At 73.8% G+C, this 13,862-nt stretch carries 14 protein-coding genes; 8 read left to right on the forward strand and 6 right to left on the reverse strand.

What is annotated here, in order from left to right; translation table 11 throughout:
* Positions 1 to 50: 50 nt before the first annotated feature.
* Complete coding sequence (locus AB0E77_RS16235) at positions 51 to 1,136, forward strand: ABC transporter permease (protein ID WP_361570437.1); 1,086 nt, start codon at positions 51 to 53, stop codon at positions 1,134 to 1,136.
* Positions 1,133 to 1,816 carry an ABC transporter ATP-binding protein gene (locus tag AB0E77_RS16240; RefSeq protein ID WP_361570439.1) on the forward strand — a complete coding sequence of 228 codons (684 nt, stop codon included), beginning with the start codon at positions 1,133 to 1,135 and terminating at the stop codon, positions 1,814 to 1,816. Before AB0E77_RS16235 ends, AB0E77_RS16240 begins: the two co-directional genes overlap by 4 nt.
* Positions 1,817 to 1,828: 12 nt before the next feature.
* Here the strand turns inward: AB0E77_RS16240 and AB0E77_RS16245 are convergent, their stop codons facing one another.
* Positions 1,829 to 2,290 carry a hypothetical protein gene (locus AB0E77_RS16245; RefSeq protein ID WP_361570442.1) on the reverse strand — a complete coding sequence of 154 codons (462 nt, stop codon included), beginning with the start codon at positions 2,288 to 2,290 and terminating at the stop codon, positions 1,829 to 1,831.
* Between the two features lie 149 nt (positions 2,291 to 2,439).
* On the opposite strand from AB0E77_RS16245, the gene nsrR reads away from it, so the two are divergent.
* Together nsrR and AB0E77_RS16255 are read left to right on the forward strand one after the other, a co-directional pair.
* Positions 2,440 to 2,886, forward strand: a complete 447-nt coding sequence (gene nsrR / locus AB0E77_RS16250) for a nitric oxide-sensing transcriptional repressor NsrR (protein ID WP_361570445.1) — start codon at positions 2,440 to 2,442, stop codon at positions 2,884 to 2,886.
* A 75-nt stretch (positions 2,887 to 2,961) separates the two neighbouring features.
* Positions 2,962 to 4,158: a globin domain-containing protein gene (locus AB0E77_RS16255; protein ID WP_361570448.1), complete on the forward strand. Its 1,197-nt coding sequence runs from the start codon at positions 2,962 to 2,964 to the stop codon at positions 4,156 to 4,158.
* A gap of 84 nt (positions 4,159 to 4,242) precedes the next feature.
* Here the strand turns inward: AB0E77_RS16255 and AB0E77_RS16260 are convergent, their stop codons facing one another.
* Entirely contained in the window at positions 4,243 to 4,593 is a 351-nt protein-coding gene (locus AB0E77_RS16260; protein ID WP_361570451.1) for a hypothetical protein, read from the reverse strand.
* Between the two features lie 212 nt (positions 4,594 to 4,805).
* On the opposite strand from AB0E77_RS16260, the gene AB0E77_RS16265 reads away from it, so the two are divergent.
* Positions 4,806 to 5,498: an adenosylcobinamide amidohydrolase gene (locus tag AB0E77_RS16265; RefSeq protein WP_361570454.1), complete on the forward strand. Its 693-nt coding sequence runs from the start codon at positions 4,806 to 4,808 to the stop codon at positions 5,496 to 5,498.
* Between the two features lie 68 nt (positions 5,499 to 5,566).
* Here the strand turns inward: AB0E77_RS16265 and snpA are convergent, their stop codons facing one another.
* Positions 5,567 to 6,253, reverse strand: coding sequence for a snapalysin (gene snpA, locus AB0E77_RS16270; RefSeq protein ID WP_361570457.1), 687 nt, complete (start codon positions 6,251 to 6,253; stop codon positions 5,567 to 5,569).
* Between the two features lie 196 nt (positions 6,254 to 6,449).
* Between snpA and AB0E77_RS16275 the strand changes: the two genes are divergently transcribed.
* Together AB0E77_RS16275 and AB0E77_RS16280 are read left to right on the forward strand one after the other, a co-directional pair.
* The gene (locus AB0E77_RS16275; RefSeq protein WP_361570460.1) at positions 6,450 to 7,439 is read left to right on the forward strand and encodes a LysR family transcriptional regulator; all 990 of its coding nucleotides are present in this window, start codon (positions 6,450 to 6,452) and stop codon (positions 7,437 to 7,439) included.
* A gap of 315 nt (positions 7,440 to 7,754) precedes the next feature.
* Positions 7,755 to 8,309, forward strand: coding sequence for a PepSY domain-containing protein (locus tag AB0E77_RS16280; protein ID WP_361570463.1), 555 nt, complete (start codon positions 7,755 to 7,757; stop codon positions 8,307 to 8,309).
* A gap of 74 nt (positions 8,310 to 8,383) precedes the next feature.
* Here the strand turns inward: AB0E77_RS16280 and AB0E77_RS16285 are convergent, their stop codons facing one another.
* From AB0E77_RS16285 to mdlC, 3 genes are all read right to left on the reverse strand, one after another.
* Positions 8,384 to 9,637 carry an aromatic acid/H+ symport family MFS transporter gene (locus AB0E77_RS16285; protein ID WP_361570466.1) on the reverse strand — a complete coding sequence of 418 codons (1,254 nt, stop codon included), beginning with the start codon at positions 9,635 to 9,637 and terminating at the stop codon, positions 8,384 to 8,386.
* A 61-nt stretch (positions 9,638 to 9,698) separates the two neighbouring features.
* Positions 9,699 to 11,153: a benzaldehyde dehydrogenase gene (locus AB0E77_RS16290; RefSeq protein ID WP_361570469.1), complete on the reverse strand. Its 1,455-nt coding sequence runs from the start codon at positions 11,151 to 11,153 to the stop codon at positions 9,699 to 9,701.
* An 82-nt stretch (positions 11,154 to 11,235) separates the two neighbouring features.
* Entirely contained in the window at positions 11,236 to 12,816 is a 1,581-nt protein-coding gene (gene mdlC / locus AB0E77_RS16295) for a benzoylformate decarboxylase (protein WP_361570472.1), read from the reverse strand.
* Between the two features lie 95 nt (positions 12,817 to 12,911).
* On the opposite strand from mdlC, the gene AB0E77_RS16300 reads away from it, so the two are divergent.
* Positions 12,912 to 13,847, forward strand: coding sequence for a LysR family transcriptional regulator (locus AB0E77_RS16300; protein WP_361570474.1), 936 nt, complete (start codon positions 12,912 to 12,914; stop codon positions 13,845 to 13,847).
* Positions 13,848 to 13,862: the final 15 nt, after the last annotated feature.

The raw sequence follows: 13,862 nt of genomic DNA on the forward strand, positions 1-13,862 counted from the left end.
CCACGGCGACATCCCCTCCACCACGCCGCTTCGAAAGGCCGGGCGCAGACGTGTTTGTCGCCTTGAGAGACCTGACGTTCGCCAAGGGCCGGTTCGCCCTGATGGGCACCGTCGTCGTACTGATCACCCTGCTGGTCGGGCTGCTGTCCGGACTGACCGCGGGCCTGGCCCGGGAGAACGTCTCCGCCGTCATGTCCCTGCCCGCCGACCGGATCGCCTTCGCCGCGCCGGGCGCCGGCCAGGACCTGTCGTACGCCGACTCCACCGTCACCGAGACCCAGTGGCGCCGATGGGCCGCCGCCCCCGGCGTCCGCAGCGCCGAACCCCTCGGCATCACCACCACTCGCGCCGGCGCCGGCGACCGCAGCACCGGCGTGTCCGTCTTCGGCGTCCGGCCGGGCTCTCCGCTCGCCCCCGCCGGCGAGCGCCTCGACGACCGTACGGCGGTGCTGTCCACCGCCGCCGCCGAGGAGCTGGGTGTCGGCGCGGGCGGCACCGTCACCCTCGCCGGCCGGCGGCTCACCGTGGCCGCGGCCGAGGGCGACGCCTCCTTCAGCCACACCCCGGTGGTGTGGACGAGCCTGCGCACCTGGCAGGCGATCGCCCCGCCCACCGGCGCCGCCGACGGCCCCACCGCGACGGTGATCGCCCTGGACACCGGCCCCGACGCCGACCTCGCGGCCACGGACCGGGCGGCCGGCACCGAGACCGTCACCAAGGACGGCTCGCTGTCCGCGATCGGCTCCTACCCCTCGGAGAACGGCTCCCTGCAACTGATGCGCGGCTTCCTGTTCGCCATCTCCGCCCTGGTCGTCGGCGCCTTCTTCACCGTCTGGACCATCCAGCGCAGCGGTGACATCGCCGTCCTGAAGGCCCTCGGCGCCACCACCGCCGGGCTGCTGCGCGACGCGCTCGGGCAGGCCGTGATCCTGCTGGCCGGCGGGACCCTCGTCGGGACCGCCGCCGCCGTCGCGACCGGTACGGCGCTCTCCGGCGCGGTGCCGTTCGACCTGGCACCCGCCACCGTCCTCGTCCCGGCCGCCGTGATGATCCTGCTCGGCGCTCTCGGGGCGGCACTCGCCGTCCGCCGCATCACCTCCGTCGACCCGCTGACCGCCCTGGGGAGCGCCCGATGAGCCTGCACCTGACCGACGTCACCCTGACCTACCCCGACGGCGACGGGCGGCTCACCGCCCTCGACCGGGTCACCCTGCACGTCCCGCGCGGCAGCCTCACAGCCGTCGTCGGACCCTCCGGATCAGGCAAGTCCAGCCTGCTGGCCGTCGCCGCCACCCTCGTCACCCCCGACGCCGGCACGGTCACCGTCGACGGCGCCGACACCGCCGGGATGAGCCGCGGCGAGCTGGCCGGCCTGCGCCGGCGCCGCATCGGGATCGTCTTCCAGCAGCCCAACCTGCTGCCGTCGCTCACGGCGGCCGAACAGCTCCAGGTCATGGCCCACATCGACGGCCGCAGCCCCCGCGCCGCCCGGGCCAGGGCGCTGGACCTCCTCGACGCCGTCGGTCTCGCGGACCGGGCCGGCCGCCGCCCCCACCAGCTCTCCGGCGGCCAGCGCCAGCGCGTCAACATCGCCCGTGCCCTGATGAACGAGCCCGGGGTGCTGCTGGTCGACGAGCCCACCAGCGCCCTCGACCACGAGCGGGGCGCCGCCGTCGTCCGCCTGCTCACCCGCCTCACCCGTGAGCGGGGCACCGCCACCGTGCTGGTCACCCACGACCACGCCCATCTGACCGCCGCCGACCGGGTCACCGAGGTACGGGACGGGCGCCTGGGCGAGCCGGCGCCGGCCCGCTGACCGGAGCGCCGCTCAGGGGCGGCCGGGACCGGGCCGGCCGGCGGCACCGGGCGGCTGGATCCGCAGGCCGGGCCGGCGCCGGTGGACCGTCAGGTACGTGACCCCGTCGGGCCCGGCCTGCACGGCGCGCGTGGAACCGTGCGGCAGCCAGGTCAGCAGCCCCGGCCGCAGCGGGCGGTCGCCGTCGGCGCAGACGAGGGTGGCCGCCCCGTCGAGGACGAGCAGCAGGACGTCGAGGTCGGGCTCGGTGTGCGTGCCGACCCGTCCGGACGCGGGCAGGCGCACGACGTTGGCGTCCAGTTGCCGCCCCGTCTCCGCGAGCCGCCACAGGGCGCCGGCCCCCGCGTCGCCGGCGCGTGCCAGAAGCTCCGCCGTGTCGCACAGCACCCGGGGGAGAGCATCCGGCTCGGCAGGGGAGCCGGGCGGGGCTGGGGAGCCGGCCGGAGTGAGGGAGCCGTCGTCTTCCGCTGTCATCGGATGTCACCGTCCGCCGTGTCCAACCGCGGCCGCCCGCCGCCCCGTTGGGCGGCCGTCCCGGCACGGCCCGCCAAGTGACGCACTCCACAGGGCTCCAGCCGCGGTTAAAGGGGAATCTAACATGCGTATTTGTTAGGGTCCGGAGTGTGCGGCTGACGAAGTTCACCGACCTGGCGCTGCGTTCCGTGATGCGCCTGGCGGTCCTGAAGGACGGTGACGACCCCCTGGCGACCCGCGAGGTGGCCGAGGTCATCGGCGTGCCGTACACGCACGCCGCGAAGGCCATCACCCGTCTCCAGCACCTCGGTGTGGTGGAGGCACGGCGCGGCCGGGGCGGCGGACTGACCCTGACCGACCTCGGGCGGAACGCCTCGGTCGGCTGGCTGGTCCGGGAGCTGGAGGGGGACGGCGAGGTCGTCGCCTGCGAGGGCGAGGCGCCGTGTCCGCTGCGCGGGGCCTGCCGGCTGCGCGGTGCCCTGCGCGCCGCCCAGGAGGCGTTCTACAGCACGCTCGACCCGCTGACCGTCGCCGACCTGGTGGCCTCGCCGACCGGCCCGGTACTGATCGGGCTGACGGTTCGCCCGTCCGGCTGACGGCACGTGCGGGGCGGCCCGCGCCGGCCCGCGACTCAAAACACGAATACCATCTACCAATTAAAAGGAGTCGCTGTGCTCTCCGAACAGTCAGTCCCCGTGGTCCGGGCCACCCTTCCGGCGGTCGGAGCGGCGATCGGTGACATCACCGAGCTGTTCTACCGGAAGCTCTTCGACGCCCACCCCGAACTGCTGCGGGACCTGTTCAACCGGGGCAACCAGGCCAGCGGGGAGCAGCAGAAGGCACTGGCCGGTTCCATAGCCGCGTTCGCCGGCATGCTGCTGGAGCGCCCCGACGCCCGCCCCGACGCGATGCTCTCCCGGATCGCGCACAAGCACGCCTCCCTCGGCATCACCTCCGACCAGTACAAGATCGTCCACCGTCACCTGTTCGCGGCCATCGCGGAGGTCCTCGGCGACGCGGTCACCCCGGAGGTCGCCGCGGCCTGGGACGAGGTCTACTGGCTGATGGCCAACGCGCTCATCGCCGTCGAGGCCCGCCTCTACCAGGAGGCCGGGGCCGCAGAGGGGCAGGTCTGGCGCCGCATGGAGATCGTCGAGCGGCGTGAGGAGACCCCCGACGCCGTCTCCTTCGTGCTGCGGCCGGCCGACGACCGCCCCGCGCGCCCGTTCAGCCCCGGTCAGTACGTCAGCGTCCAGTCCGAACTGCCCGACGGCTCGCGGCAGATCCGCCAGTACAGCCTGTCCGCCGCACCCGGCCGTTCCGAGCGGCGGATCACCGTCAAGCGCGTCCAGGGCGGCGGCCGGCCGGACGGCGAGGTCTCGAACTGGCTCCACGCCACCGCGCGGAAGGGCGATGTGCTCACCGTCTCCGAGCCGTTCGGCGACCTCGCGCTGGCCGACGGCGACGGCCCGCTGCTGCTGGTCTCCGCCGGCATCGGCGTCACCCCCATGCTGTCCATGCTGGACCACCTGGCGGCCACCGGCGCCGGCCGCCCGGTCACCGTCGTCCACGGCGACCGCACCCCCGCCGACCACGCCCACCGGCAGGAGCAGCTCGACCTCGTGGCCGCGCTCCCGGACGCCCGGCTCCACCTCTGGTACGAGGAGCCCGGCGACCAGGCACCGCAGGCGTCGGCCGGACTGGTCGACGTGGCGGGCCTGGACCTGCCCGACGGGGTCACGGTCTACCTGTGCGGCCCGGTGGCCTTCATGCGCGCCGTCCGCGGCGAACTGCTGCGCCGCGGGGTGCCCGCAGAGGCCGTCCACTACGAGGTCTTCGGGCCGGACCTCTGGCTCGGACAGCAGTAGCACCGCCGGGTGACGGGGAGGCCGGCCGGCGGCACCCGGTGCCGCCGGCCGGCCTCCCCGCCACCGCGCACCTTGCGCAGCGCGTTAGGCCGCTGCGGTGAAGGCCGTGGAGACGGCGGTGTCGACCCGGGCGTGCACGACCAGCCGGGGACCGGTCGTGTCGGCGTTGTCCTCCAGCAGCCGCCGGACCGGCGCGCTGTGGGTGACCACGCTCATCAGGACACCGAGGCGACCGCACCACTGGTGGGCCCGCAGCACGGCACTGACCGCGGCGCCGCTGGAGGCCTCCTCGGTCAGGACGATGACGACCGGAGCCGGCTGATGCGCGTCGACGAGATGGGTGATCTGCGTGGACAGCGCGGCCCGCCCGTCGATTCCCGGATCCTGATCCACCGTGATGACGAGGACTCCGTGCTCCAGGGTGTGGGACAGCATCGTGGTGGCCTCCGATCTGACGCCTGACGGCGAAGTGCCTTCAGTGAAAGTGCCCCGGCCCCGGTCCGCAATGCGCGGCACGCGGCACCGGGTGCCCGACCGACCGGACGGCGGACGGCACCGTGCCGCCGCAGGGCGCCGCCGGCCCCCGCACCACCGCCGCGTACGATCGTCCGGTTCCCTCCCTCCGAACCGGCAAGGAGCCCCGACCGGTGCCCGCCCTCCTGCCCACGCCCCGAACCGGGCCCCGTCTGATCGGCCTGGAGCGCCTGACCCGCGTGGAGGACGGCGAACGGCTGCACGCCCTGTTGTGGCGGCCCGGACCGGGCTGGCGGATGGCCGGCAGCGCCGTGCTCGGCGGCGGCATCGCCGACTGCGCGTGGTTCCTCAACGCCCAGGTGGCGCACGGCTATCGGCGCACCGACCCCGCCCGGCACCTCGCCGACCTGGCGCTCGCCGCCGGCGCCGAGGGCCGGGGCATGGGCCTGATGACCGCCGCCGACGTGCGCGCCCCCGGATGCGCGCGGGACGGCGGTACGGAAGCCGTCGTCACGGCGGGCGTGTCCGTGCGCGGCTGGGCGGCCGCACCGCAGCGGAGCGACACGGGGGCACCCCTCGGCCCGGGCACCATCAACATCCTCGCCGCCCTGCCGGTGGCCCTCAGTGACGCGGCCCTGGTCAACGCGGTCATCACGGCGACCGAGGCCAAGGTGCAGGCCCTCGTCGAGGCGGGCCTCGACTGCTCCGGCACCCCGACCGACGCCGTGTGCGTCGCCGCCCGCGCGCCGCGGCCCGGCACCGAGGTCCACGCGTTCGCCGGCCCCCGCTCCGAGTGGGGCGCCCGGCTGGCACGGTCCGTCCACCGCGCCGTGCTCGACGCGCTGCCCGCCGCACCACGGCACTGAGCGGTCCGGACACACGTGTGCGGGGGCGGCCCGCTCCGGCCGTCCCCGCACACGGGCTCACGTACGGGTCAGCGCTGTCCGCTCTTCTCCAGCGCCTTGTCCAGGGCGGCCGCGAAGCCGTTCGCCCACAGCTGGTTCACCCGGCTGCGCTCCGTGGAGTTGGGGTACGGGTTGGTGCAGGACGGGCCGGGGCCGCCGCCCGACATCAACTCGCTGCACGGGCCCGAGTAGTGGTCCGGCAGACCGAGCACGTGCCCGGTCTCGTGGGCGGTCACGCGGGTCGAGTCGTACTGCTGGTTCTGCGCGTAGTCGAGGAAGATGTAGCCGCTGCCGTGCCCGTCCGTGGACGCGTACGAGCCGCGCGAGTCGTTGCCCTCGTAGTACGCGAAGTCGGCGCCGGAGCTGCTCTCCTGGAGACGCACGTTGGACACCGAGCTGTTCCAGATCTGGGCGCTGCGGGATATCTGGGTGCGGAAGCTCGGCGCGTTCCTGGTGCTGTAGTAGACGGTGACGGCCGCGGTCGAGGACGGGCTGGCCGCCCGCTTCTCGGCGACGGACTTGACGACCGCCTCGAAGAACTCCTGGTTGGCGCGGGCGTCTTCGGCCGAGCCGGCCGAGGGCTCGTAACCGGCCTGCACCGCCGCGGGGGCCTGGGACTGGGGAGCGGCGGCCGTCGCGGCCGGGCCGGTGCCGAGCACGGCGGCGGTCAGGCCGAGACCGACCGCGGTGGACAGCAGGGGCAGGGTGATGCGCATCGATGACTCCTTGTGTGGGGGAGTGGGGAGAAGTCGTCACCGGTGAGTGTGAGGGGCCCGTGAGCCCGCTGTGATGATGGCAACAGGCGATAGGGCCGGGCTATCACCCGGCTTCCACCGGAGTGCAGAACTCGCCCTGTTCCGCCGTCTTTTGTTCACCTGGCGCAACCAGCCCGTTCCGCTCTACGCTCCCTGCATGGAGCTCGAGGTGAGGCATCTTCGCGCGCTGTGCGCCATAGCCGACGCGGGCAGCCTGCACCGTGCGGCACGCCAACTGGGCGTCGCCCAGCCCACGTTGAGCACCCAGTTGAGCCGTATCGAACAGGCCCTGGGCGGGCAGCTGTTCGTCCGGGAACGCAGCGGCTGCCGCCCCACCCCGCTCGGCCGCACCGTCCTCGGCCGGGCCCGCCCCCTGCTGGCCGACATGCGGACCCTCGTCCGAGAGGCCCGCGCCGCGGCGGCCGGCGGCGACAGCCGGCTGCGCGTCGGCTCCACCGCGAGCCGGGCCCTCGCGGGCTGGCTGCGCCGGCTCAGACGCCCCGGCCTGGAACCCACGCTCCAGATGGACGTCTCCGCCAACGCGCTGCTGCGCAGGGTCGGCGACGGCCAGCTCGACGTCGCCTTCGTGCACGAGGTGGAGGGCTGCCCGCTCAACGTCCCCGAGGGCCTGCGGCTGCGGGTCCTGATCGAGCGCGAACCGCAGTTCGTCATGCTGCCCGCCGACCACCCGGCGGCGGCCCGCCCCGTCGTCCACCTCACCGACCTCGCGGACGACCGCTGGATGGTCGACCCCACCGTCGACGGCGAGTGGGACGGCGTGCACCGCATGCTCCGCGCCGTCGGCCTCGACCCGCGCGTCCTGCACGGCGACTACCACACCGCCGCGTCCCTCGTCGCCACCGGCGAGGTCGTCACCGTCTGCCAGCCCAGCTCCCAGTCCCGCCCCGACACGGCGGTACGCCGCCTGTACGGCGACCCCCTGGGCGTACGCCTGCTGCTGGCCGCGCGCACCCGGGCCGAACTGGACGCGGTCTACCCCGCGCTCGAGGAGGCCTACTGGGAGGTGGCCCGCGAGTCCCCCGCCTACCGCGAGTGGCTGGAAGGCCCCCGCCCGCCGGCCGTGACGCCGTGCTCGCCGGCCGGCACAGCGGGGACCGACCGGACGGAGTTCGTTCCCGCCCGCTGAAGCGGACCGTCCGGCCATTCAGGTGCTCTCACCCCATAACCGGTATGACAACAGGGCCGTACGGTTACGGAGAGGGGCATGAGCTCTGCGCGACGACTTCCCCCCATGCGTTCGATGGCCGTGCTGTGTGCCCTGGGCAGTTCCGTACTGCTGATGACGGCCTGTACCAATGCCGATACGACACGCTCGAGCGTCGCCGAGGCGGCGCCGACCGATTCCCCCACCGGTACGGCCTCCCCGACCGGCACCGGTTCGCCCACCGGATCTCCCACCGGCACCGCTTCCCCGACCGGGACGGCCTCGCCCTCTCCCTCGATGAACGAGGACAAGGCCGAGCGCAAGGCACTGGTCCCGATGGCCAAGGTCACCTGGGACAAGGCCGCCGACACCGCAGTCAAGGAGGTCTCCGGCGGCAAGCTCGTCGACCTGGAACTGAAGAAGACCACGGCCGAGGCGACCGCGTCCCCCACGGGCTCGCCGATGCCGAGCACCCCGAACCCCGCGCCCAGCGCCGGCTCCCCCGAGTGGGAGGCCAAGGTCGCCGCCTCCGACGGCACCGTGACCCGCGTCGACATCGACGCGGTCAGCGGCAAGGTCTTCCGCACCCAGGTCGAGCCCGGCCAGGACGCCGACGACAAGAAGGAGATCGCCGACCGGCTGGGCAAGGCCACCCAGACCCCGCAGCAGGCGGTGAAGGCCGCCACCGGCGAGGCGAAGGGCACCGTCACCGGCGTCGAACTCGACGAGAACGACCAACAGCAGGTCGTATGGGCCGTCGACGTCGTGAACACCGACAACTGGAACAAGACGACCGTCGGCGTCGACGCCACGAACGGCAAGGTCCTCAGCCAGGACGTCGACTCCGACTGAGCGCCGGTCCGGCCGGCACGTCGGGAGCAGCGGGCCACACGCCCGACTGCTCCCGTTTCCCGTGCCGCTCGGTGTCAGACGGCGGCCTCGACGGCCTCCGCACCCTCGTCCCTCCGCCGGGCCGGCAGTGTCAGGACGGCCAGGAAGCCGCAGACCGCGACCGCGGCGAAGAAGTAGAAACCCCACGGGTGACCGATCCCCGAGGACACCAGGGCACCGGTGATCGACGGGCCGACGATCGAACCGATCCGGCCGATGCCGGACGCCGAGCCGAGCGCCGTGCCGCGCACGGAGGCCGGGTAGAAGTGCGTCACGTAGGCGTACACGAGCACCTGCGCGGAGAAGACGAACACGCCGGTGAGGAAGACGACCGCGTTGAGCAGCAGGTCGCTCTCCATCTTGACGCTCAGACAGGCCAGCATGAGCACCGACACCGCGAACCAGCCCATCGTGGTGCCCTTGATGCCCCGCCGGTCGGCGACCCACCCGCCGACGACCAGGCCGACGACGCCGCCGACGTTGAGCACGAGGAGCTGGGTGACGGCCGTGGGGACGGGGTAGCCGGCGTCGTTCATCAGCTTCGGCAGCCAGGTGTTGAGCCCGTACACCAGCAGCAGACCCATGAACGAGGCGACCCAGATGCCGATGCCCGCGCGCAGGTACGCGGGCTTCAGCAGTGCCGTGAACGGCACCCGCGCGGCACCGTCCCGCCTGGCCCGCACGAAGGCCTCGGACTCCGGCAGCTTGAACCACTGGATCGCGGCGACGACCAGGCCGACCACGCCGAGCACGTAGAACAGGACCTCCCAGTCGTCGGTGACCTGGAGGGCCAGCAGCGAGGTGATGACGGCACCGGTGTGGTAGCCGGTCATCGTCAGGGTGCTGGCCCGCGCCCGGCGGGCGGCCGGCATGTGCTCGGCCATCATCGTCAGCGAGACGGGCATGCAGGCGCCGAGACCCAGACCGGCGGCGAGGCGCAGCGCGGCGAACACGGCCACCGAGCCGGCCAGGGGCACCACGATGGTGAAGACCGAGAACACCACCACCGAGCCGATGAGCAGGCGGCGGCGCCCCAGCCGGTCGGCCAGCGGCCCGACGCAGACCGCGCCGATGGCCACGCCCACGAGGGAGAGCGTCGCGACGGTGGTCGCGTCGGCCGCGGTCATGCCGAGGTGACGGGTCTTGAGGAGGGTGGGGATGATCGCGCCGAGGACGACGAGGTCGTAGCCCTCGAGCAGGACGGTGATCCAGCACAGGACCACGGTCCATCTGCTGTTTCCGGTGGCGCCGGTGCGGGCCGGCGCGCCGGACGTGGTGGCGGAAGCCATGGTGACATTGCCCCCAGGGGACGTGGGTGGGCGAGCGGACGGGGAGGAGCGGGGAGGGAGCTCAGAACGGGTAGTCGGCGATGTCCGGGCGGACCGTGACCCACTGGGTCTCGGTGAACGCCTCGACGTTGGCCGCGGCGCCCCCGAACCGGGAGCCGGTGCCGGAGGCCTTGACCCCGCCGAAGGGGGCGTTGGGCTCGTCGCCCACGGTCTGCTCGTTGATGTGGATCTTGCCGGAGTCGATCCGGTCGGCGAGCTTCATCGCCGTACCGACGTCGCCCAGGATGCCGACGGACAGCCCGTACTCGCAGTCGTCCACGATCCGCGCGGCCTCCTCCAGCGTGGCGAAGGAGAGGACGGGGGCGACGGGGCCGAATATCTCCTCGCGCCAGGCCGGCATGTCGGTGGTGACGCCGCTCAGCACGGTGGCGCGGTAGCAGGCGCCGTCGATCTCGCCGCCCGCGACGGCCTTCGCGCCCGCCGCCACGCTGTCGGTGACGATGCCGTGCACCCGCTCCAGCTGACGGCGGTCGATGATCGGGCCGAGCGCCACGTCCTCGCGCGCGGGGTCGCCGACGGGCAGCGCCTCCGCCTTCGCGGCGAGCGCGGCGGTGTACTCCTCCACCAGCGACTCGTGGACGATGTGCCGGCCGGTCGTCATGCAGATCTGGCCCTGGTGCAGATAGGAGCCGAACGCGCCCGCCGAGGCCGCCTTCCGCACGTCCGCGCCCGGCAGTACGACCAGCGCGTTGTTGCCACCCAGCTCCAGATGGGCCCGCTTCAGCAGCCGGCCGGCCCGCTCGCCGATCGCCCGTCCCACCGGCGTGGAGCCGGTGAAGGAGACGACCCGCACCTCGGGGGCCTCGACCACGGCCTGGCCGACCGCGCCGTCACCCGGCAGCAGATGCAGGAGGCCGGCCGGGAGGCCGGCCTCCTCGAAGATCCGGGCGATGACGACACCGCCGCTCACCGCGGTGCGCGGATCCGGCTTGAGCAGCACCGCGTTGCCGAGGGCGAGAGCGGGGGCCACCGAGCGCAGGCCGAGGATGAGCGGGAAGTTGAAGGGCGCGATCACGCTGACGACACCTGCCGGACGGCGGCGCGCGAAGGACCAGCGGGCCTCCTCGGAGGTGAGCACCTCGCCCTGCGGATGCGTCGGCAGGCCCGCGCACTCGAAGCACTCGCCGATCGCGAGCCCCACCTCGAAGCCGGCCTTGGACCGGACCGAGCCGGCCTCGCGCACCAGCCAGTCCTCCACCTCGGCGGCGTGCTCGGTGAACAGCTCGCCCGCCCGGCGCAGGACAGCGGCCCGCTGCTGCGGGGAGGTCGCCGCCCACGCGCGCTGGGCCTGCGCGGCCCGGGCGGCGGCGCGCCCCACGTCCTCGGCCGTGGTCAGGCCCACCGTGCCCAGCCGGTCGCCGGTGGCCGGTTCGACGACCGGCTGCTCGGCGGGGGCGTCCTGCCAGCCGTCGCTGAAGAACTTCCCGCCCCAGACGTCGCTGTCCAGGAATGTCATCGTCTTCCCCTTCATCGGGATCTTCGGTGCCGGGCGCCTCGGCGGCTCCGCGCGTCCGGCGGGTCGTTGCGTGCGGTGCGGGTCAGGACGGCGTGGTGAGCGCCGTGTCCACCTGGATCAGCCGCGGACCGTCGGCCGGCTCCGCGAGCGCGGCCCGCAGTTCCTCGACGCCCCCGGCGTGCCGGGCGCGGACGCCGTAGCCCTCCGCGATGCGCGTGAAGTCGAGCCCCGGGATGTCCAGTCCGGGAGCGTCCGGCACGCCGAGCAGGCCGCCGAACCAGCGCAGCGCCCCGTACGTGCCGTTGCGCAGCAGGACGACGGTCAGCGGGACCCGGTGCTGGGCGGCCGTCCACAGCGCGGTGATGCCGTAGTTGGCCGAGCCGTCGCCGACGACGCCGACGACCGGGCGGCCGGGCTGCCCCATCGCCACGCCGACCGCGCCGGGCAGCCCGAAGCCGAGCCCGCCGGCCGCCGGGAAGTAGTACGAGCCGGGGCGGCGCAGGTCCATCTGGCGCCACCAGGCGGCGTTGGTCGACGTGGACTCGACGACGTACGCGGTGTCCTCGGGCAGTTCGTCGCGCAGCGCGGCGAAGACCTGCTCCGGGTGCAGGCCCGGCCCCTCGGCGGTGACCGGCTCGGGCACCGGCGTGTACGCACCGGCCGGCTCGGCGGGGGCGTCGAGGGTCTTCAGGAGCAGGTCGATCACCGCCCCCGGGGAGGCCACCAGCGCCTCGCCCATCGGGGCCCGCGCGGCGGCCGAGGCGTCCTCGGTCACCTGGACGAGCCGCGTGCCCTGAGGCAGATACCGGCCGGGCAGGTACTCGTGGTAGCGGAAGACCGGAGCACCCAGCACGAGCACCAGGTCGTGGCCCTCGAACGCCTGAGAGATCGGCGCGATGCCGGCGGGCAGCACTCCCCGGAACAACGGGTGCCGGTTGGGGAACGGCAGCCGGAACTGCGACGGGGCCGCCCACACCGGCCCGCCCAGCCGCTCCGCCAGCCGGACGGCGTCGTCGAACAGGCCCGCCGAGTCGATGTCCCCGCCCAGCACCAGCGCGGGGCGCCGGGCTGCGGAGACCCGCTCGGCCAGCCAGCGGCTCTGCTCCGCGTCGGGCACGGCGGCCCGCCGCACCTGACGGTCGAGGACGGCCAGGCTGTTGTCGCCGGCCTCGGCGGCCCAGTCGTCGTAGGGGACGGACAGATACGTCGGCCGCCGCTGGAGCCGCGCCTCGAAGACGGCCTGGGCGAGCGCCCTCGGCACGTCCTCGGCGCAGGCCGGCTCCGCCGCCCAGCCGACCAGCGGCTTCATCAGGGCCGGGGCGTCGACGCTGGCCAGATTGGCCTCGGGTCCGACGGCGGGCCGCACCTGCTGGCCGGCGACGACCACGAGCGGGGTGCGCGAGGCCACGGCGTTCGTCAGGGCGCCCATCGCGTTGCCGGAGCCCGAGGCGGCGTGCAGGTTGACCAGCGCCGGGCGGCCGGTCGCCTGGGCGTACCCGTCGGCCATGCCGACGACGGCACCCTCGTGCAGACCGAGGACGTAGCGGAAGCCCTCGGGCAGACCGGCGAGGAAGGGCAGCTCGTTGGAGCCGGGATTGCCGAAGACGGTGGTGAGGCCCTGGCGCTCCAGGAACTCGTGGGAGACACGGCGCACGGATGGCACGGACGGTTCCTTTCGAAGTGACGTCGGACACGCTAGGCACCCCGCGACATGGGCACCAATAGATGTTTCGGGGGCCCGATATAGAGTCGATCGATATGGGCACCTTCGATCTCAACCTGGCCCGCGTCTTCGTCCTGCTGTACGAGACCGGCAGCGTCACGGCCGCCGCGGAGACGCTCCACGTCACCCAGCCCACCGTCAGCTACAGCCTGGGCAAGCTCCGCCGGCACTTCGACGACGAGCTCTTCCGCCGCAACGGGCGCGGCCTGACGCCGACGGCGGGCGCCCGGCGGCTGTACGAACCGCTTCAGCGGGCCCTCGCGGAGATCGACGGGACGGTCCGGCAGGGCGACGCCTTCGACCCCGGCACCATGGCGGGGCGCTTCACGATCGCCCTCTCCGACCTCGGCGAGGCCACCCTTCTGCCGAGGCTCGTCGCCGCGGCGCGCGAGCGGGCGCCGGGGGTGTCCTTCACGGTCCGCCCGTTCGACGTGGAGGAGGCCGAGGGGCAACTGCGCCGAGGCGACCTCGACGCGTTCGTGGCCACCCCGGTGATCACCTCGCATCTGACCGTGCGCGTTCCGCTCTTCCGGGAGCGCTACGTCCTGATGGTCGCCGCCGACCACCCGCGGGTGCGGGGCGACGAGGTCACGCTGGCCGACCTCGCGGCCGAGCACCACGCGACGGTCTTCGGACCGAGCGGACATGTCGCACCCCGGGCCGTGCTGGCCGCGCACGGGCTGCTGGAACGGGTCGCCGTGGACGCCACCCGCTTCTCGATGCTGCCCTATCTGCTGGAGCAGACCGACCTGATCGCCATCGTCCCCGAGTACGTCGGGGAGGTCTTCACCGCCTCCCACCGGGTGCGCCTGGTCCGGCTGCCCTTCGAGACCGAGCCGATCGAGATCGCCCTGTACGCGCGCCACGAGTCCTCGCGCAGTCCGGCCCAGCGGTGGCTGGTGCAGTTCCTCGCCCAGGTGCTGGGCGAACAGGTCAGCCCGGCCCAGCTGCCGCCGACCGCGGCGGGCTGACGGTCCGTCACCATC

The organism is Streptomyces sp. NPDC032940, from assembly GCF_040636935.1.
Taxonomy (GTDB): domain Bacteria; phylum Actinomycetota; class Actinomycetes; order Streptomycetales; family Streptomycetaceae; genus Streptomyces.